This is a genomic window from Robertmurraya massiliosenegalensis JC6 (genome assembly GCF_000311725.1).
In the GTDB taxonomy this organism is placed as follows: domain Bacteria; phylum Bacillota; class Bacilli; order Bacillales; family Cytobacillaceae; genus Robertmurraya; species Robertmurraya massiliosenegalensis.
Map to the genome: position 1 here is coordinate 183,831 of NZ_HE978515.1, position 18,926 is coordinate 202,756.

Genomic DNA, 18,926 nt, shown 5'->3' on the forward strand with positions numbered 1-18,926 from the left:
TTATAAATTCCAAGACAAGAACAAAAGCGCGGGGCGCCTCGAACATCGCCGTACATAACTGGAAGGGCCTGTTCTTTCGATATAGGAAACCTGAATTGAGATAGCAATTCTTGGTTGACTTATCGTAGGGAGGGGACCTGAAGTTTGTTAGGCTATGGCTGCTTGCGCTAGACGTAGATACACTTCGTAACAAAGTTATACACAACTGCGAAATCTATAATTTCCTAAAAAACAATAAAAGCCAATGCAGTGTAATAAACTGCATTGGCCTTTATTCTAGTAATTGCCCAACATAAATAATGTATGCTAGAAAGACTGTAAGCACTAACGTAAAACCTACCGTAAAAATACTTCGAAGAGCACTGCTCCAATTATTGACGGCGCTAAAACCAATAATGCCAAATACAAGCACCAATATCGTAAAATAGAACAATATTTGCAAAGGATGAATACCGAACCATTTAATTATTCGCTCTTTCATCGAATTAGATGAAGCAAGAAAGACAAAGCCAATACTAATGAAAGATAAATAAAAGGACCAGCGATTAAAAAACAAACCCATTCGCCTCTACCCCCTTATTTTACTTCATGAGACCTTAGGTAAAGCTTCTCCTTCTTCCAAATTAATATAATGAAAATTCTCCAATAAATCTTTGACCAATAATTCTAGGCATTGGTGGTAAGGAGACAACAGTAAGGGCCCCTTTTGGTTCCTCTTGATAACTTCTGTCTCTAATCGTATAAAAACCATTTTCCTTCAGTCTAAAAAGTTCTTCTTCTGTTCCTTTTAAGACAATTTTACTCATGCCAGATTGGTACCATTCGACAAAATAGTCAAAGTAGTCAGGGAATTGACAATTACTTGCACTTACCATATTAATCGTAGAAATGGTTGCAGCATGGGCAACTTGGGCTGCTACTTTCCCCGCTTCCATCTTCAAATCATTATTCACGACAAAATATTGAATGATTTCGTTATCCACTTTATCACCCCTCTGACAGCCTACAAAATTCAACCTATATTATGTATACGGTATCAAACAGATGTTTATGAGTTTTTTCATTTTAAGTCAGAAATCTACTAATTATATTTCTTTCCCATGACAATCTTTACACTTTTTGAAACTTGTCTCAGTCATAGCAATGGTTTGACACTACTGGAAAATAGTAGAGGATGTTCCTATCAATCTATCATGATAAGGTATATGGGAATGTTAAAGGAGGTAAGAAAGATGAAAAAAATCATTTCTTTCATGGCATTTTTAACGATTATGTTAGTCGGTGTAGGTAGCAGCCTTGCCGCGACACATACTGTGAACAAAGGTGATACCTACTGGAAAATAGGAATGCAGTATGGTATCCCAGTAAAATCATTCATGTCCGCAAACAAAGCTACAAATAGTATGTTATCAATTGGGCAAAAGCTTACTATTCCAGCTTCTTCTGTAACAAATTCTGAAAAAGAATTATTAGCAAGGCTCGTTGAAGCTGAAGCAAAGGGTGAATCATACGCAGGAAAAGTAGCTGTTGCAACAGTTGTACTAAATCGCGTCGATAGTTCGCTTTTCCCCAATACAGTAAATGCTGTTATTTATCAAACTGACCAATTTACCCCTGTAAGTAATGGGCAAATCAACAAGGCTGCAAGTTCTGAATCTAAAAAAGCAGTCAAGGAAGCTCTTGCTTTCCGAGGTCAAGGAAGCGGCTCTCTTTATTTCTATAATCCTGCTAAAACGACGAACACATGGTTACGGGCAAAAACAACAACCATTAAAATCGGCAATCATATTTTCGCAAAATAAGCACTCCGTAAAGGGTGCTTATTTTTTAGGGATTTATTTGAACGACAATGACGTCAAAGCCCTTATTTCGTGCTTCTTGAGCGAGATTGTCAGCATTCTCCCTAATCGAAAAAGCACCAATTTGAACTTTGTAAAGAGAACTTTCTTCAAATATATGAGTTGTAAATCCATTCATTGCAGCTTGTCTTGCTAATTGAAGTGCATTTTCCCCACTTTCAAACGCACCAATTTGAACGCGATACAATGTTCCTGGAGTAGAATTAGACTTTTTTCTCAGTTGAAATGCCTTTTCTAGGCCGATGACATGTCCACAGGCAATACTTTCTCTAAAGCTATCATCCTCTAATCTTGAAGCATCTGTTGCATGATCAATAAATCCATTCTCCGTTAACAAAGCAGACATTCTCGTTTCACGAAGAACATGAAAATTTGCCACCTTCATCCCTCGATCACGAAATAAACTTTCTAGAACAATTTCGGGGTGAATAACACTTTGATATCTAGCGGTTTGCGACGACGCATTGGGGTAACGATAACTTTCAAAGCCTGTACCACCACCGGCGTTAATATGAATGGATAAAAAATAGTCTGCGCCCCACGAATTTGCATCATTCGTTCTTTGTTCTAAGCTGACCGTTATGTCTCCAGTACGACTCATTCTTACTTCCACATCTTCATATTCATTGATAAGAATATCTCGTATCCTTATGGCAATATCCAATGTTAGATTTTTCTCTTGTAGTCCATTGCCTTGGGCACCCGGGTCACTTCCACCATGACCGGGATCTACATAAATTTTGACCAATTTCATCACCTCATGATCTTATATGATATGAAGCGAGATTTTGCTTGTACATTCGTCTACATCTATCTATTTAAATTCCTCCTCGAAAAATGTAAATTTATTCCTTACTATTTTTGTAACAATTATCATTCAATAATTATGTTATCATCATATACACAGTGTTAATACATTAAAAAGAACCCTTCTTTTCCGAACGTGCATGTCTTTTTAGACAAATGTGAATAATTGAACAATATGTCCGTTTCATTATCCAACAAAAAACTTCATCGTATTCTACATAGAATAGTAGTGATTCATCGTTATAGTGAAACGATATGTTTGTAGATTTTCGTCAGACATGTTTTATTTTTGAAAAAGTTTGTGAATTTATGAACATTTTGTGACAATTTTTCGAATCTTTTATGATTCTTTCCAAGCACTTTCGGGAAAAGAAACTTTACTGATAAGGAGTTGACATTTAATGAAAAAAGGAATATTCGCCTTTTTGACAACTGCACCCCTGTTATTCCTTAGTGGATGCGAGTCAAAATTAGTTGTGTTTGACCCGCAAGGTCCTGTAGCACGAAGTATCACAGAACTAATCAATTGGTCTTTGATTTGGATGTTACTTGTAGTCGTCGTCGTATTTGGATTATTTGGTTATATCGTGTGGAAATATCGTGAAAGAAAAGAGAATTTGGACTATGAGCCACCTGATGAACATGGAAGTACGATATTGGAAATCATCTGGACAGCAATCCCCATTCTTATCGTTCTTGCCTTAACGATTCCTACTGTTAAAACACTATATGCATTAGAAGAGGTTCCACAAGGTTACGAAGATAAGGAACCTATTACCATACATGTTACATCTGCTGACTGGAAGTGGATTTTTAGCTATCCAGAAGAAGGCATTGAAACGGTAAACTATGTGAATATACCTGAAGATACACCCATTCTTTTCAAATTAACATCTGCAAGTACGATGCAATCTTTCTGGGTACCAGCACTTGGTGGACAGAAATACACGATGGGGAAAATGGAGACTGAGATGTATTTAGTTGCCGATCACTCCGGTTCATATGAAGGGCAAAATACGAACTTTAATGGTCGTGGCTATGCGGATATGAAATTTGAAGTATTGGCACAAACGCGTGCTGAATACGACGAATGGGTGGAAGAAGTAAAAGATACTGCACCAAAGCTAACGGAAGCAGAATATGAAGATTTATTAAAACCAACACATTTAGGTAGATTGACTTTTTCAAATACGCATCTAGAATGGGTCAACCATGCCGACCATCATTCAAAAACATATACAAATCCTGAGCTTTATCGTGGTCATGGTTACCAAGGAAAAATATTTGAAGAAGAAGATAACTACCAAAATAAAAACGAAGATATGACAGATGAGCACGATCATCACGAAGAAACAGAACACGGAGGTGACCATAGTGGACATTAAATGGGATGAATTTTTTATTACAGGCGATCCATTGATTCTAGGTTCACAAATTGCGATTGTTTTAACGATGGTTGGGATCGTAGCTGGAGTCACTTATTTAAAAAAATGGAAGTGGCTTTGGTCTGAATGGATCACAACTGTTGATCATAAAAGAATCGGGATTATGTACATTATTGCTGGGGTCTTAATGTTTTTCCGCGGGGGAATGGACGGTCTATTAATGAAGGCTCAAACGTCTAGACCTGAAATGGAATTTTTGGATGCCCAGCATTACAATGAAATTTTCACAACACATGGCGTTATTATGATTCTTTTCATGGCAATGCCAATGCTTATCGGGATTATGAACGTCGTGATCCCTTTGCAAATCGGGGCTCGTGATGTTGCCTTTCCTCAATTGAATGCACTAAGCTTCTGGTTATTTTTCAGTGGTGCCATGCTATTCAATATTTCATTTGTCATCGGTGGTTCTCCTGATGCTGGATGGACATCGTACTTCCCTTTAGCTGGTAAAGAATTCTCGCCAGGGATCGGGAACAATTACTATGCCGTAGCCTTGCAAATAGCAGGAATCGGGACATTATTATCCGGGATCAACTTTGTCGTCACCATTCTTAAAATGCGTACAAAAGGCATGACTTTAATGAAGATGCCGATGTTTACTTGGACTTCTTTTATTGCGTCAGTCATTATCATTGCCGCATTCCCAATTTTCACGGTGGCATTAGCTTTAATGACTTTTGACCGTTTATACGGCGCACACTTCTTTACCTTATCTGGTGGAGGACTTGATATGCTTTGGGCCAACCTGTTCTGGTTATGGGGACACCCAGAAGTTTATATTCTAGTGCTGCCTGCTTTTGGAATCTATTCAGAGATTATTTCGACGTTTTCACGTAAAACTCTATTTGGCTATAAATCAATGGTACTATCAATCTTGATTATTGCCTTCTTGAGTATGGTCGTATGGGTGCACCATTTTTATACAATGGGTTCTGGACCAGCTGTTAACTCTATTTTCTCGATCACAACGATGGCAATCGCCGTTCCAACAGGAATCAAAATATTTAACTGGCTCTTTACGATGCGTAAAGGTCGAATCAAAATGTCAAATGCCATGCTTTGGGCATTAGCGTTTGTCCCATGCTTTATGATCGGCGGAGTGACAGGTGTTATGCTTGGAATGGGTGCAGCAGATTATCAATATCACAACACACTATTTCTAGTGGCCCATTTCCATTACACCATCATTCCAGGAGTTGTCTTTGCTGTCTTTGCCGCTCTTTATTATTGGTGGCCAAAAATGTTTGGTTTTACATTGAATGAAAAAATCGGTAGATGGCATTTCTGGTTATTCGTGATTGGCTTTAACGCAACCTTTATGCCAATGTTCTTCCTTGGGCTTGACGGTGCGGTTCGCCGTTCATTCACCTACTCTGTTGAATCAGGATTTGCACCATTATTCCTTATTTCAGCTTTAGGTTCTGTCATACTGGCTGCAGGTTTCGCTGCATTCTGTTACAACATTTATTGGAGTATTCGCTATGCAGATCGCAATATTACAGGAGACCCATGGGATGCTCGTACACTTGAATGGGCGACTGCTTCCCCTGTTCAACACTATAATTTTGCGAAACTACCAGTCATAGACGGTCTTGATCCATTCTGGAAAATGAAGAAAAACAACGAAGGTTTAACGATAAAAGAGAGCGAAATTGAAGAAATTCATATGCCTTCCAATTCAGGGCTTCCATTCATTATGGGGATATTCTTTGGAATCGCAGGATTTTTCCTTGTATTCGAATGGCATATTGCAGCTGCTATTGGAGCAATCGGGATTATTGCCGGCTTAATTTACCGCACCTTCGATTATGATGAAGGCTATCATGTTCATATTGATGAAATTAAAGAAACAGAACGTAAGTGGAGAAACGTGGAAGGAGAGGTGAATAAATATGTCAAGTAATATCAATCATTCCTTGCCATTAGAATACCAAACTGAACAAAATCGATTAAATATCCTTGGATTTTGGATTTTCCTTGGTGCTGAAATTGTTCTGTTTGCTACCCTCTTCGGTGTATATGGGGTTCTTTACGAGCGCTATGCTGGTGGACCAACTCATCAGGATATCATTATGATTAAAGATGTTCTCATTCAAACGGTTCTTCTCTTAACAAGTAGTTTTACGATGGGTATAGCGATTTTCGAGATGCGTCGTCATCAATTAAAAGGACTCATTATCTGGTTAGTGATTACCCTTTTACTTGGAGCTGGGTTCTTATATATGGAAATTAATGAATTTATTCACTATGTCCATTTAGGTGCAACCATGCAAACAAGTGCGTTTCTCTCTAGTTTATTCGTATTACTCGGTACACACGGTGCCCACGTGACATTCGGTATCATTTGGGCTTCCATGGTTATTATTCAATTGATTCGCAGAGGCTTAACGCCTACAACTGCCCGAAAAACATTTATTATCGGACTATACTGGCATTTCCTTGATGTTGTCTGGATTTTTATCTTTACGTTCGTGTATTTAAAAGGGATGGTGGGTTAAATGGAGAAACATTCAAATCGTTTTCCAATCAGTCATGTGCTTGGATTCATTTTTTCCTTAGTCCTCACCTTTGGAGCAGCATTCATCGCTTTAAAAACGAATCTATCGTTTAAAGTGATTATGTGGATTATTGGAACTCTCGCTGTCCTTCAAGCAGGGATTCAACTCTTTATGTTTATGCATTTGCGTGAAGGTGAAGACGGGAAAACAAATGTGATTAATATCATCTATGGAGTATTTATGACTGTTGTCATCGTTGTCGGCTCCATTTGGGTCATGTCAGCAGGCCACGCTACTCACTAAGAAAAAACCCTCTAGCTTTATGATAAGCTAGAGGGTTTTTTCTGTTCATTTATATCTTCACTACTTACCTCTTCCATCAACGGTAAAAACATTCCAAATCCAAATAAAAGCATGGACGAAACCATGATGCTAATTCCAATTGATAATTGATACGGAGCGCTGGGACCGCTTACAAAGAAGCTTGATAAAAATACAAGAAGGCCAATCAAAATCCCGAAACTCGTCAATTTCTTAAAGAAAAGCATATTCTTAAGTTGTTTTTCAGTCATCCATTTCATCCCCTTTACCATTATTTAACGAAAAGTTCACAAATTTGTCAAACTTTTTTTAAGGAGATGAGCTATTTTTCTTGACTAAAGATAGTTTTTCGATTCCACTTCCCAAAACGATAATATGAAAAAGCAATGATGCTACTTATAAAAAAGCTTGCACCCATTCCGAGAGCGATTCCTTTTTCACCAAAAAATGAAGAAAACAAATAGGTGAGTGGATAGCGCAATATCCAGAACGAAATAATGTTAAGCACAAGTACTTGAAACATAGCTCCAGATGCGCGGACAATGCCATTTAAAACAAAATTAATTCCAAGAAAAGGATAAAATAGGGCAATCATTTGCAAATACACTGTTCCAAATTGGACTGCATCGTTTTCGGTAATAAATAGACTTATCCCTAAACGAGCTAAGAAAATAACCAAACCAGCTATCACTAACATCATGGTGAAATTATACAAAACTGCATATGTAGCAATTTTCTTCACCCGCTCCCACTGATTGGCCCCAATATTTTGGCCAGCCATACTATTTACCGCAGTGCCTAGTGCACTTGCTGGAAGCATGATTAAACTATCTATCCGCTGAGCAGCGCCGAATCCAGCTACAACATCTTTACCGAACGAATTGACTACACTCATTATCGCCATGACACCTGCAGAAATGACCATCATTTGTAATCCTGATGGAATTCCAAGCTTTAAAATAAGGACAACCTCTGTTTTTGTTGGTAAGAAAGGAATTGAAAATGGCACCAACTTATTACGTAGAACAATTAATAATCCATATAGAAATGCTATACCCTGTGCCAAAATCGTTGCAAGTGCTGCCCCATGAATCCCAAAATTCAATCCAGAAATGAATATCGGATCAAGGATAGCATTCAATATAACCGCCAACAGAACAAACTTTAATGGTGTTTTACTGTCCCCTAAAGATCTTAAAACAGTAGCAATAAAGTTATAGCCAAGAAGAAATAAGATCCCTATGAAGTTAATTTGTAAATAAATCGTGCCTTCTGTGATCATCTCTTTTGGTGTTTGCAACCAGATTAAAATCCTTTCTGATAAAAAAAAGCCAACCAGTCCCAATGAAAAGCCGAGTGTCGTTAAGAGAACGACAAATGCATTTAAATAGGTTTTTAAGCCGGTACTATCTTCCTTCCCTTTTTGCTGGGATAGAATCGTTAATGTTGCATTGTTAATGCCAATAATAAAAGAAAGTACGGTAAAGATGACAGTACTTGCAATCGTTATTGCGCCAAGCGAGTTAGCTCCCAATAAATTCCCAACCCACAGACTGTCTATAAATTGATAGGAAACTTGAAGGAGATTCGTAAACATAATCGGAGTTGAAAACCAAAAAAGTTGTTTGACAATGTTTCCTTTTGTAAAATCGTGTGCATTCATACAAGACACCTTTTTCTTTTTTTCTCATCTCATTATTTCGAACTTTATATAAGGATGCTAGGAAAAACTCTTATGGTCAAGAATAATTTCCGTTCAATATTAAAAAAATAGACTGAGTTAGACTAATTCGATGGAGGATTGCTCGGGAAGAAAGCAATTTGAGGAGGAACATTATGCACGTTTCATGGATGTTAAGCATACTCTTATTAATTCACCCTCAAAACGGACTACCACTTCAAATTAAAGAGAATGATGATACACTTGCCATTGTTAATCGAAAGGATATCACCTTGCCAATGCCTGGATTAGAACTAGTAGATCCGTTCAAGTACGAACAATTATTAAGTCAAATTGAACAACAAATAGAGGTAAAACCTGAAGTTGCAACCTTAAGTGACTCCGGGAATATTATTCCAGAAAAAGTTGGATCTAAACTGAATCGTCATGCATTCACCGAGCAATTTTTTCAATATTATTTTAATAATCGATTATCCACATTAGAAGTACCAAAAATAAGGGTTTATCCAAAAGTCGATAGCGAACTCCTCTCAATCATCCGGACAAAACGAATCGGTCAATACATAACCTATTTTAATTCACGAAATAAAGCTCGTTCCAACAATATTGCATTAGCTGTTGAAGCAATCAATAATGAGGTTGTATTTCCTGGCGAAATTTTCTCATTCAATAAAGTAGTTGGTCAACGCACCGTTGAAAAAGGGTATATGAAAGCCCCTGAAATTGTGAAAGGTGAATTGATTGAAGGTATTGGCGGAGGAATCTGTCAAGTGTCCTCCACTCTCTTTAATGCTGTTGACTATTCTGGTGTTACAATGGTTGAACGATTTTCTCATAGCAAACATGTGCCATATGTCCCGCCTGGAAGAGATGCAACAGTTAGTTGGTATGGACCAGACTTCTCTTTTAAAAATGAATACAATCAACCTATTTTGATACGGGCCAAGGTGATCGGTGGAATGGTGATCGTATTTGTCTACTCCTCAGAGGATATTAATTATCAACCTCGAAAAATCACCTATTAGCGTATTTTTTTACTTTGCATGATCCTTTTTAACTCTTGTTCTAAATCATCAATGGGTAATTCAAACAATTGCTTATCCTTAATCTTAAATATTCCAAAATCGATCAATTTTTCAATCAGTACATCTCTCTTATTCAATATAGATTCCTCCTTCAAAGCGACAAAAAACCTCTTCTTATCCATTTTTCAATCAATAAGAAGAGGTTTTCTTTAAACCGCTCATCTTATCTTTCAAGCAAAAAGCTTGTTGGAATTGGCACAGTTCTCTAAAAAAGTCTGTTGCCGAGGTTTCATAGGGCCAAATCCCTCCACCTCTCTGGATAAGTGAAATTAATCATATTAAATTTATAGGAATACTATAAAACACATCAATCATTCTGTCAATTATCTAGTTGCCCGAACTTTTACAAGTCTTGGTGCGTTACCTAATAATGCGACTAACACAATGGCACATAACACGGCTGAACCTAGCATCGCTCCTCCATTAACAACGAGTGAATAAGCAACAGGTGACATTCCTTCTGGTGCATAGCTTCCCCAAAAGGCGATACCAGCAATAAAGTGCCAAAAATAACGAGCCACACTTCCAACAAAGATGGCGAGCACGACCCAACCAAGTGCCTTCTTCTTATTCCCTTTTTGGAACTCTGCTTGTATTGGTTTAAAGAAAAAACCAGCAAATCCAATAAAAGCAAAAGCAATAAAATACTCAATTAAAAACTGAATAAGTGTTAGGAAATAGGCATCACCCATCGCAAACTGTAATAGCCCCCAAATAAATCCTGCTAAAAAACTAACCTTAAACCCCCAACGAAAAGCAAGGATAAAAATAGGTACCATTGCGAAAGAGATTGATATCCATGGACCAAGGTCTATAGATGGAAGTAAGTCTAGGATTAAGGCAAAAGCAGCAAAAAACGAAGCCTCAATCAACGCCAATAAGCTCAATTTTTTCATAAAAAAAATCCCCCTTTTTTCCACACGAAAACACAAGGGAGAAGAAGATGAGATCATTCCAATATCATAATCCACATCCCTGCGCTAGCATTAACTAACAGGTTCGAAGGGTCAGAACAAAACGTTCACTCTCAGCTATTTAGCTCCCCTTGTGGTTTTCGCTATCCATTTGTCTCATACAGTATAGCTTAATTTTCACTATTTGTGTAGTGATTTCTTTAGACCTGTATAATATAAAGGAAAAAATCGAAAATTATGAGGGACAAAAACATATGAGGTGCGCTATGAAAAAATGGTCCTTGTTCATATTATGTTTCATTTTGTTATCATTAACTAATCATACCGTTACAGCTTCGATGAAAGATATAAAAGCTACCTTTATAAGAGATGGAAATCTGTGGATTTTAGTCAACAATCAAGAAACTCAAATCACACATACTGGAAAAATACATCACCCACAATGGTCTCATGACGGTAAATGGTTGCTTTATCAAAAGGAAACGGCATCCGCCCTTCAAAACAATGAAATTCAGCAGGAAATATGGGTGTACAATTTAGAAACAAAAGAAAAAAAGAAAATCTTTTATGACGGCAATCAACCACATTGGGCTCCGAAAAGGAATATAGTTGCATTCATAAACAACGGCGTCTTAAATATATCTGATTTAAATGAATTCCATAACATCGCTGTTGGAGTTGCAAGCTATATATGGTTACCGAATGGCCAAGGTTTTCTCCTCTCCTCTCAAGCAGATTTAAAGCCTGACGGTTGGACTAGTCCTATCATCTATAAGAAAGAATTGCCGAAAAAAATAAACAAAGTAAATGTTTTTGGAGGTATTAATGAAGTATTAGTAGTTCCTAAAGAATTGAGAATAGACAATAAATATGTTATGTCAAATAATATCGACTTTTTAAACCGCTCTCCTAGTGGGAAACGGCTTTCATTGATTGTTTCCCCTACTGCTTCCCTTGCGATGGATAGCAATATGCTTTGCGTACTATCGAATGATGAAAAGAAATTTGAGCTTTTAGATGAAGTCATCTATGGTGTAGGAGCACCAAAATGGGCGCCAAACAAGGATATTTTAGCCTATATTGCTGGCGGGGGCAGAATCGTATTTGGTTTTAAAGGGAAAGACTTGAAATATAAAGAGTTTCCTGTTTCATCGTTAACACCATCGAAGTTTGCAGAACTGAATTTCACCTGGACTGATGATCAATCAATCGTAACCTCGAGAGTAGAGGCAAAAGAATGGTCAAATGAGTTTTCTGAACATCCATTGCCTTCACTCTACTCGATTAAACTGAACAGTGAAAAACAAGTGCAAATTACTGAAGCAGCAAATGGCCATGGTGATTATGATCCTTATTATCTCAAGTCAATCAATAAATTGATTTGGTATCGAGGTACATCGATTACCGATCAAAATCGCAATCTTTGGATTGCGGATACAGATGGTTCTAATGCAAAACTATGGTTGAAGAACGTTGACGATATAGAGTTTTTCGAGAAATAAATTATTCATCTAAAGATCCATTACTAAACTAAAATGGATCTTTAGATTTTAGTGAAATTCTTCGTTTGGATACATTTTTGAATTTGCGTTAGGATCTCTTTTCCCCTAATGATTGCGGCTCCACCACCTTGTGCAGATGAGTCACTGCCTCCACCTTTTCCATTTATCACGGGGAGAATATCTTTAACGATTGCTTTCATATTAAAGGATGCATGTTGATCGCGAGAAAATACAAATTGTAATTTATCGCCATTTTCTGCTACAAAAAACACATTGATTGCTAAATTCTTTTCCGTGATGAGACGAGCTAGTTTTTGAAGCTGTTGAACCGGTCTATTTTCAAAAACATGCTCGATAACTTTTTCTCCAGCCCATTCATTAACTGATTTCAGCAGTTGTTCGGCTTCAAATTGTAATTGTGTTTCTTGTAGATTTGCGATCGATTTGGCTTGTGCTTTGTTCGCATCAACTAGTTTATTTGTAACGACTGGTAGCTGGTCTTCTGGAGCACTTAATAACTGACCTAGCTCTTTTAATATGAAATGCTTTTGATGCAAATGAATAAGGACTCTCTTTCCACAAATAAAGCGAACGCGCACCATGTTTTTTTGTTTCTCCCAGTCAAGAATCTTTATCACACTTACCTGACTTGTCGCTCTTGGGTGCGTACCACCACAACCGTTATAATCATAATCAGGAATAATGACAAGTCTTATATCTTCTGTGACTGACAATTCTTTTCTCAGTTTGTATTCACTTGCTTCAGAATGTGATACCCATTTTGCTTCAATCGGACGATTCTCAAGAATAATGTCATTGGCCCTTCTCTCTACTTCAAAAAGGATCTCTTCTGATAAATTTTCTATTTCCAAATCAATGGTACAGAATTCTTTTCCAAGATGAAAACTAACGGTTCTAATCTGGAAAAGTTCTTCAAATGCAGCTGTTAAAATATGTTGTCCAGCATGCTGCTGCATATGATCAAATCTTCTGCTCCAATCAATTTCCCCCTTAACCTTCCCTATATTCTCTAATCTTTCTTCCACATAATGACGGATTTCCTCTTCCGTTTCTTCCACCTCTAGTACCCTCACACCATTGAGTGTTCCAAGATCACAAGGTTGTCCACCACCAGTAGGGTAAAAGGCGGTTTCATTTAAAATAATATACCACCTACCACTATGATCTTGATTTTGCTCCAAACCTTTTGTGATAAATTCTTTTATGTATGCATCTTTATAATATAATTTTTGCGTCACGTATTCGCTTCCTTTCAAATGAGAGTCTCCTTCCATTATGAGATAATTTTAACTAAAAATACAGAAACTTGAATAAATATTTTTTTGTTAGGTGAAGATATAGATATCAATGCAGGAAAGGAGGTCATGGAATGGAGGTTACAATGAGCTCTGCTGAAGTGCTTGATGAGATTAGACGTTTGAATTCGAGTGGATCTAACCTTAGCAAAAAATTCATCAAAAAGGCAAACCCACATCTTATGAGAAGTGCCCTTCACTATTTTCCAGATTGGGATAGTGCAATTGAACGAAGTGTTTCTAGCTAAAGTTGTTTTGTAACGTTACATAGTCTATGGCCGTTTTAATTACTTAGGTTTCTGATTTAGATAAACGTGAAAAGACAACACGAAATCGTGTTGTCTTTGTGGCCCCTTTTAAACGATTGTTCTTATATATCAAAACAACTATTATGGAGCTCAGATGTAGACCGTATAACCTCTTATTATACGAGTACCGGTGCAAAAAATTCCTCATATATCGCTTTTACAGCTTTTTTCTCATTCGCTTCCTTTACTCCAAACATCAAACTAACCTCGGAAGACCCTTGATTAATCATTTCAATGTTGACCCCGGCATTTGCTAACGCTTTTGCTGCCCTAGCCGTAATTCCAACATTCTGTTTCATTCCTTCTCCAACAATCATAATAAGTGAAATATTGTGCTCCATTTTTACTTCATCTGCATTTAATTCACTTTTAATTCGTTCCAATATATCCTCTTCAGTCTCTGAATGCAGTTGGTCTTGTCTCAATATGATCGTGATCTCATCGATTCCTGACGGGATATGTTCATACGATATTTCAAATTGTTCGAGTATCGTAAGCAGTTTACGCCCAAAACCGATTTCCCTATTCATCAAATACTTGCTAACGTAAATACTGCAAAACCCTTTATCACTCGCAATCCCTACAACAGGCCCATTATTCTGAACTCTTCGACTAACAATTCTCGTACCCGGTGCAGAAGGGTTATTTGTATTTTTCACATTTACCGGAATACCAGCACGAAATGCTGGGATAAGTGCTTCATCATGAAAAACGGAAAAACCAGCATAGGATAATTCTCGCATTTCCCGATAGGTTAGCTCTGAAATTTCATTGGGATTCTCAACAATATTCGGATTCACAGAGTAAACAGCATCAACGTCGGTGAAATTTTCGTATAGATCCGCTCTAACTCCATTTGCTAAAATAGAACCTGTTATATCTGAACCACTTCTCGAAAACGTGGCAATCACGCCTTCTTTTGTATAGCCAAAGAATCCTGGAAATACCAATACCCCACTTTGTTCTCTTAACGAATACAAATGTTCATAAGATTCTGGCAAAACTTGAGCATGACCTGTTTCATTTGTTACAAATAAACCGGCATCCTTTGGATTAATATACTTGGCGTTGAGACCTCTTTTCTGAAAATAATTTGCCACTAGCTTTGCATGATTGTCTTCACCACTTGCCTTAATGGCATCAACAAAATGGTTACTGCTTCTTTTTTCAGCGTTTAATAAATTCAGAAGATGACTGCGGATTTCCTCAATAATTTCAAACGATAATTGGAGTTCAAGCGCAATACTCTCATAGCGCTCAATTACAGAAGATACACTCTCTGTTACATCTTCTCCATTTAATGCTTTCCTGGCACATTCAATTAATAAATCTGTTACTTTAATATCTCCTGCAAACCTCTTCCCTGGTGCTGAAACAACAATAATTTTTCGAGTTGAATCAGATTCAACTATTGATAGAACTTTTTTAAGCTGTGAACCTGTTGCTAAGGAAGAGCCTCCAAACTTCACGACCTTCATGACAGACATCCCCTGTTATTTTAATTTTCGACTTTTCAAATAAGTAATATTTAGTATTTATTATCAGCTTAAACAAATAAAGAATCAAGTGTTTTTTCTCCTGTGGCGCACATTTGTATTTTCCAGATGGAATTTTAGATGGGTTCATAAAAAATCTATTCTCACAATGGATTTTTATTGTAAATGATGTAAACTATTATTTAGTGTTACTAAATAATTATTAGGAAGGATTTTTCTATGAGTCAATCGGTTTCAAAAGAAGCACCAAAAGAATATATGCAATCCGAAAAAATTTGGACGAAAGATTTCACGTTAATCGTTTTTTCCAATTTCTTTATTTTTCTTGGCTTTCAGATGACATTGCCGACACTCCCCCTATTTGTTGAAGAGTTAGGAGGCAACGATCAATTAATCGGACTCGTTGTTGGTATTTTCACATTCTCAGCTCTCATCATGCGACCTTTTGCCGGGAAGGCTCTTGAATCGAAAGGAAGAAGATTCGTCTTTTTAATCGGCCTAGCTATTTTTATTCTGTCAGTTGGTACGTACGGTCTTATTCACAGTTTATTTTTCCTTTTCGCAATGAGAATGGTTCAAGGAGTTGGTTGGGGATTCTCAACAACTGCATCTGGAACGATCGCAACAGACCTAATTCCTGCCAATAAACGGGGAGAAGGAATGGGATATTATGGACTTTCAGGAAATATTGCTTTAGCATTTGGTCCCACATTAGGACTGGCATTAGCAGGAAAAATATCATTCACCCAGTTATTCCTAATTTGTGCTCTTCTTGGACTCATTTCACTCGTTCTTGCATCTTTTATTCGTTATAAGAAGATTGAGCCAGTAACAACAGCTCCTAAAAAATGGGATCTTTTTGAAAAAACAGCAATTCCGCCATCTTTATTACTCTTTTTCATTACCGTTACATTTGGTGGAATCGCCTCTTTCTTACCCATTTATACGTTGCAAAAAGAAATTTCAGGAATAGAATGGTATTTCCTATTTTACGCACTGGCTTTGCTTGTCTCTAGAACTTTCGCCGGCAGATTATATGACCGGAAAGGACATCGTGCTATCTATATCCCTGGGACTTCCCTAATTATCATTGCCATGATCCTCTTAGCATGGTTGCCTAACAGCTACATCCTTTATCTTGCGGGAATATTGTATGGATTGGGCTTTGGTACTGTCCAGCCTGCCCTACAAGCATGGTCAGTGAAAGAGTCTCCTCCACATCGAAGAGGGATGGCGAATGCAACCTTTTTCTCTTTCTTTGATTTAGGTGTTGGTGTCGGTGCCATCTGCTTTGGCCAAATCGCCCATTGGTTTGGCTATAACAGTATTTATATGGTATCAGCCGTATCAGTATTCATTTCGATACTAATCTATGTAATCATTTTAAGAACAAATAGAGAATAAAAACGAGCTATCCTATGAACGAGGGATAGCTTTCTCTCTTTTTGTAAGAAATGGCCGACCATAATGCCAGTGGACATCCACCTCTATATTGAAAAATGCAGATAAAGTCTTCTCAGAAATCATTTCAACTGTTTCTCCTGATGAGAACACTTCCCCATCTTTCAAAAGCAATGTTTTCCTAAAGACAGGTAATATTTCTTCGACATGGTGGGTGACGTAAAGTAAAGTTGGCCCCGACGGTTGTGATGCAATTTGATCAACCATCTCCAATAAATGCTCTCTTGCCATAAAGTCAAGCCCGTTAGTAGGTTCATCTAAAATAAGTAGCTCAGGCTCATTCATGAGAGCACGTGCAATTAAAATGCGTTGTCTCTCCCCTTGCGATAGGGTTGCATATTGTCTGTTTGCATATTTAATACTGCCGAGAGTTTCTAATAGACTAATAGCCTTTTCCCTCATATCATCATTAGGCGTTTCATACAATCCTATTGACGTAAATGCACCGCTTAACACGATTTCATAGGCATTATCAGTCTTGTAGAAACGTTCTTGAAGGGACGAAGAAACAAGTCCGATTTTTCTGCGGATATATTCTCGAATATCTACCTTGCCAAACTCTTTACCGAATACAATCGCTTGCCCCTGTGTTGGAAAATGATAACCATTTAAAAGATTTAGGATAGCTGTTTTCCCTGCGCCATTGAGACCAAAAAGAACCCAATGCTCACCTTTTACAACATCCCAATTCAAACTAGTCAAGATCGGTGTCCCATTGCGAATCAGAGAAACATTTTTTAACGATATCACGTAAAGCCCTCCCTTTTTTCTAAAGTGACAATTTTTTAGAATGATGTTTATCGTCTATCCATTAATAATATACTGAAAGATGCAAATTTTCCATTAACGACACAAAAAAACAAGGGGACTCGTCCCCTTGTTTTATTATTTGCTTATCCGAAAAAGGCAATTGGTTTACGAACCGTGCTTTTTATTCAATCGAAAATCCTATTTTTCCAAGTTGCTCTGCTTTTTCCATTCTAGCAAACGCCTCTCTAAATTCACTAAGCTTATAGATTTTATCAATAACAGGCTTTATTTGGTGTTTCTCCATAAATTCCAGCATTTCTTTATATTCTTCTCCACTTCCCATCGTGGAGCCATACATATTAAATTGGCCATAGAAAAACTTGCGTAAGTCAAATTGCACGACATCTCCTGCCGAAGCCCCAAATGTCACAATCGTCCCACCCGGGCGTAATTGATCTAAAGATTTGTTAAATGTCGCAGCCCCGACAGATTCGATAATTAAGTCCATTTTTTCACCAGCAAAGGCAGTACTCCAATCGTCAACGCTATTAAATGCTCTTGAAGCTCCTATTTCGAGTGCCCAATCACATTTTGCTTTTGAGCGAGAACTTACGTAAACAGTTGCTCCAGCTGCTTTTGCAAACTGTAATAAAAATGTCGCAACACCACTACCGATTCCAGGAATGAACACCTTCATTCCCTCTTGAACCTTCCCTCTAGTAAATAGTGCACGATAAGCAGTCAACGCAGCTAACGATAAAACACTCGCTTCTTCCCATGATAAATAATCTGGTTTATGTACTGCATTTTCAGCTGGGATGACAATTTTTTCGGCAAACGTACCATGGAAAGGAAGTCCTACTATTTCAAAACCTGGTGGTGGAGCATCGCTGTTTTCTTTCCATCCTAATCCAGGATTGATTATTACTTCATCTCCAACTTGTACGTTCGTAACTCCTTCTCCCACTGCCTCAATAATACCTGCACCGTCAGAACCGATAATGAGTGGTGGTTCTGATTCTTTATGACGGGTTAATGTAAATAAATCACGATGATTTAACCCAGCCCCAAGTAATTTCACCCTTACTTCTTCTGATTTAGGCGTTTCTTCTTCTATTTCACGATAAGAAAGTCCGTTGATTCCTACTTTATCTACATGTACCAATGCTTTCATTTATGTCACCCCTTAAAAATTTAGTTTCTCCTTATATGATACTCTGTATAGCTTCAGAAAAAAAATGTTACGCACTTTCACGATGTGTATTTTTTGTAATCGCTGTTTTCGTAATGATTGTGGCCTTTTCGTAAATGTCCAAATTTATTTCTCCGAATAAGACAATGCAGTTGACAATAATAGCCACGTTCTGACATTCACTTCCTGAAAATCTGATAAAACCCACAGAATATGACACAGAAAGTGCGGGAAATGTCAAGTCTTGCGCTTTCCCGAGAAATAAAACAAAACCAAATCCTCTAAAAA

Annotated in this window: 20 protein-coding genes and 2 riboswitches; of the genes, 9 read left to right on the plus strand and 11 right to left on the minus strand. The window is 37.5% G+C overall.

The window, feature by feature from the left end; translation table 11 throughout:
• Positions 1-271: 271 nt before the first annotated feature.
• Together BMSHG_RS26460 and BMSHG_RS17205 are read right to left on the minus strand one after the other, a co-directional pair.
• A complete protein-coding gene (locus BMSHG_RS26460; protein ID WP_019155703.1) occupies positions 272-562 on the minus strand; it encodes a hypothetical protein in 291 nt (96 codons plus the stop codon).
• A gap of 61 nt (positions 563-623) precedes the next feature.
• A complete protein-coding gene (locus BMSHG_RS17205; protein WP_019155704.1) occupies positions 624-983 on the minus strand; it encodes an aminoacyl-tRNA hydrolase in 360 nt (119 codons plus the stop codon).
• Between the two features lie 249 nt (positions 984-1,232).
• On the opposite strand from BMSHG_RS17205, the gene BMSHG_RS17210 reads away from it, so the two are divergent.
• A complete protein-coding gene (locus BMSHG_RS17210; protein ID WP_019155705.1) occupies positions 1,233-1,802 on the plus strand; it encodes a cell wall hydrolase in 570 nt (189 codons plus the stop codon).
• A 25-nt stretch (positions 1,803-1,827) separates the two neighbouring features.
• Here BMSHG_RS17210 and BMSHG_RS17215 read toward each other — a convergent pair whose 3' ends face one another.
• Entirely contained in the window at positions 1,828-2,607 is a 780-nt protein-coding gene (locus BMSHG_RS17215; protein ID WP_019155706.1) for an N-acetylmuramoyl-L-alanine amidase, read from the minus strand.
• Positions 2,608-3,067: 460 nt separating this feature from the next.
• Between BMSHG_RS17215 and qoxA the strand changes: the two genes are divergently transcribed.
• From qoxA to qoxD, 4 genes are read left to right on the plus strand one after another with little or no spacing between them, the layout of a single operon-like run.
• Entirely contained in the window at positions 3,068-4,051 is a 984-nt protein-coding gene (gene qoxA / locus BMSHG_RS17220; RefSeq protein WP_019155707.1) for a cytochrome aa3 quinol oxidase subunit II, read from the plus strand.
• Complete coding sequence (qoxB, locus tag BMSHG_RS17225) at positions 4,041-6,017, plus strand: cytochrome aa3 quinol oxidase subunit I (RefSeq protein ID WP_019155708.1); 1,977 nt, start codon at positions 4,041-4,043, stop codon at positions 6,015-6,017. The genes qoxA and qoxB overlap by 11 nt, the downstream gene beginning before the upstream one ends.
• Positions 6,007-6,612 (plus strand): cytochrome aa3 quinol oxidase subunit III, encoded by a 606-nt coding sequence (gene qoxC / locus BMSHG_RS17230; RefSeq protein WP_019155709.1) that lies wholly within the window; start codon positions 6,007-6,009, stop codon positions 6,610-6,612. Before qoxB ends, qoxC begins: the two co-directional genes overlap by 11 nt.
• Positions 6,613-6,915: a cytochrome aa3 quinol oxidase subunit IV gene (gene qoxD, locus BMSHG_RS17235; protein ID WP_019155710.1), complete on the plus strand. Its 303-nt coding sequence runs from the start codon at positions 6,613-6,615 to the stop codon at positions 6,913-6,915.
• A 17-nt stretch (positions 6,916-6,932) separates the two neighbouring features.
• Here qoxD and BMSHG_RS17240 read toward each other — a convergent pair whose 3' ends face one another.
• Together BMSHG_RS17240 and BMSHG_RS17245 are read right to left on the minus strand one after the other, a co-directional pair.
• On the minus strand, positions 6,933-7,184 hold the full coding sequence (locus tag BMSHG_RS17240) for a hypothetical protein (protein ID WP_019155711.1): 252 nt from the start codon (positions 7,182-7,184) through the stop codon (positions 6,933-6,935).
• A gap of 71 nt (positions 7,185-7,255) precedes the next feature.
• On the minus strand, positions 7,256-8,596 hold the full coding sequence (locus tag BMSHG_RS17245; protein ID WP_019155712.1) for an MATE family efflux transporter: 1,341 nt from the start codon (positions 8,594-8,596) through the stop codon (positions 7,256-7,258).
• Positions 8,597-8,769: 173 nt separating this feature from the next.
• On the opposite strand from BMSHG_RS17245, the gene BMSHG_RS17250 reads away from it, so the two are divergent.
• Positions 8,770-9,639: a VanW family protein gene (locus BMSHG_RS17250; RefSeq protein ID WP_019155713.1), complete on the plus strand. Its 870-nt coding sequence runs from the start codon at positions 8,770-8,772 to the stop codon at positions 9,637-9,639.
• On the opposite strand, the gene BMSHG_RS27720 is transcribed toward BMSHG_RS17250, so the two are convergent.
• Complete coding sequence (locus tag BMSHG_RS27720) at positions 9,636-9,776, minus strand: Fur-regulated basic protein FbpA (protein WP_019155714.1); 141 nt, start codon at positions 9,774-9,776, stop codon at positions 9,636-9,638. The two genes, BMSHG_RS17250 and BMSHG_RS27720, sit on opposite strands and share 4 nt — an antisense overlap.
• Positions 9,777-9,859: 83 nt before the next feature.
• A riboswitch (SAM riboswitch) is annotated at positions 9,860-9,965 on the minus strand.
• Positions 9,966-10,022: 57 nt separating this feature from the next.
• Positions 10,023-10,595 (minus strand): energy-coupled thiamine transporter ThiT, encoded by a 573-nt coding sequence (thiT, locus tag BMSHG_RS17260; RefSeq protein WP_019155715.1) that lies wholly within the window; start codon positions 10,593-10,595, stop codon positions 10,023-10,025.
• 59 nt (positions 10,596-10,654) lie between these two features.
• Positions 10,655-10,755: riboswitch (TPP riboswitch) on the minus strand.
• Positions 10,756-10,879: 124 nt separating this feature from the next.
• Here thiT and BMSHG_RS17265 point away from each other — a divergent pair.
• Positions 10,880-12,115 (plus strand): TolB family protein, encoded by a 1,236-nt coding sequence (locus tag BMSHG_RS17265; RefSeq protein ID WP_019155716.1) that lies wholly within the window; start codon positions 10,880-10,882, stop codon positions 12,113-12,115.
• 41 nt (positions 12,116-12,156) lie between these two features.
• Here the strand turns inward: BMSHG_RS17265 and BMSHG_RS17270 are convergent, their stop codons facing one another.
• A complete protein-coding gene (locus BMSHG_RS17270; RefSeq protein ID WP_019155717.1) occupies positions 12,157-13,392 on the minus strand; it encodes an alanyl-tRNA editing protein in 1,236 nt (411 codons plus the stop codon).
• A gap of 113 nt (positions 13,393-13,505) precedes the next feature.
• Between BMSHG_RS17270 and BMSHG_RS28755 the strand changes: the two genes are divergently transcribed.
• Positions 13,506-13,679: a hypothetical protein gene (locus BMSHG_RS28755; RefSeq protein WP_019155718.1), complete on the plus strand. Its 174-nt coding sequence runs from the start codon at positions 13,506-13,508 to the stop codon at positions 13,677-13,679.
• Between the two features lie 176 nt (positions 13,680-13,855).
• On the opposite strand, the gene BMSHG_RS17280 is transcribed toward BMSHG_RS28755, so the two are convergent.
• Positions 13,856-15,217, minus strand: coding sequence for an aspartate kinase (locus tag BMSHG_RS17280; protein WP_019155719.1), 1,362 nt, complete (start codon positions 15,215-15,217; stop codon positions 13,856-13,858).
• A gap of 237 nt (positions 15,218-15,454) precedes the next feature.
• On the opposite strand from BMSHG_RS17280, the gene BMSHG_RS17285 reads away from it, so the two are divergent.
• Positions 15,455-16,639, plus strand: coding sequence for an MFS transporter (locus BMSHG_RS17285; protein WP_019155720.1), 1,185 nt, complete (start codon positions 15,455-15,457; stop codon positions 16,637-16,639).
• Positions 16,640-16,651: 12 nt separating this feature from the next.
• Here the strand turns inward: BMSHG_RS17285 and BMSHG_RS17290 are convergent, their stop codons facing one another.
• Positions 16,652-17,446, minus strand: coding sequence for an ABC transporter ATP-binding protein (locus BMSHG_RS17290; RefSeq protein ID WP_019155721.1), 795 nt, complete (start codon positions 17,444-17,446; stop codon positions 16,652-16,654).
• A gap of 181 nt (positions 17,447-17,627) precedes the next feature.
• Positions 17,628-18,620 carry a zinc-binding dehydrogenase gene (locus BMSHG_RS17295; RefSeq protein ID WP_019155722.1) on the minus strand — a complete coding sequence of 331 codons (993 nt, stop codon included), beginning with the start codon at positions 18,618-18,620 and terminating at the stop codon, positions 17,628-17,630.
• Between the last annotated feature and the right edge of the window lie 306 nt (positions 18,621-18,926).

Excerpts from the sequence above, each read along its gene's own strand:
- qoxC (WP_019155709.1), top strand. The coding sequence starts at position 6,007 with ATGTCAAGTAATATCAATCATTCCTTGCCATTAGAATACCAAACTGAA.
- BMSHG_RS17285 (WP_019155720.1), top strand. The coding sequence starts at position 15,455 with ATGAGTCAATCGGTTTCAAAAGAAGCACCAAAAGAATATATGCAATCC.
- BMSHG_RS17280 (WP_019155719.1), bottom strand. The coding sequence starts at position 15,217 with ATGAAGGTCGTGAAGTTTGGAGGCTCTTCCTTAGCAACAGGTTCACAG.
- thiT (WP_019155715.1), bottom strand. The coding sequence starts at position 10,595 with ATGAAAAAATTGAGCTTATTGGCGTTGATTGAGGCTTCGTTTTTTGCT.
- BMSHG_RS17295 (WP_019155722.1), bottom strand. The coding sequence starts at position 18,620 with ATGAAAGCATTGGTACATGTAGATAAAGTAGGAATCAACGGACTTTCT.
- BMSHG_RS17240 (WP_019155711.1), bottom strand. The coding sequence starts at position 7,184 with ATGACTGAAAAACAACTTAAGAATATGCTTTTCTTTAAGAAATTGACG.
- BMSHG_RS17250 (WP_019155713.1), top strand. The coding sequence starts at position 8,770 with ATGCACGTTTCATGGATGTTAAGCATACTCTTATTAATTCACCCTCAA.
- qoxA (WP_019155707.1), top strand. The coding sequence starts at position 3,068 with ATGAAAAAAGGAATATTCGCCTTTTTGACAACTGCACCCCTGTTATTC.
- BMSHG_RS17210 (WP_019155705.1), top strand. The coding sequence starts at position 1,233 with ATGAAAAAAATCATTTCTTTCATGGCATTTTTAACGATTATGTTAGTC.
- BMSHG_RS26460 (WP_019155703.1), bottom strand. The coding sequence starts at position 562 with ATGGGTTTGTTTTTTAATCGCTGGTCCTTTTATTTATCTTTCATTAGT.
- BMSHG_RS28755 (WP_019155718.1), top strand. The coding sequence starts at position 13,506 with ATGGAGGTTACAATGAGCTCTGCTGAAGTGCTTGATGAGATTAGACGT.
- BMSHG_RS17245 (WP_019155712.1), bottom strand. The coding sequence starts at position 8,596 with ATGAATGCACACGATTTTACAAAAGGAAACATTGTCAAACAACTTTTT.
- qoxD (WP_019155710.1), top strand. The coding sequence starts at position 6,613 with ATGGAGAAACATTCAAATCGTTTTCCAATCAGTCATGTGCTTGGATTC.
- BMSHG_RS17265 (WP_019155716.1), top strand. The coding sequence starts at position 10,880 with ATGAAAAAATGGTCCTTGTTCATATTATGTTTCATTTTGTTATCATTA.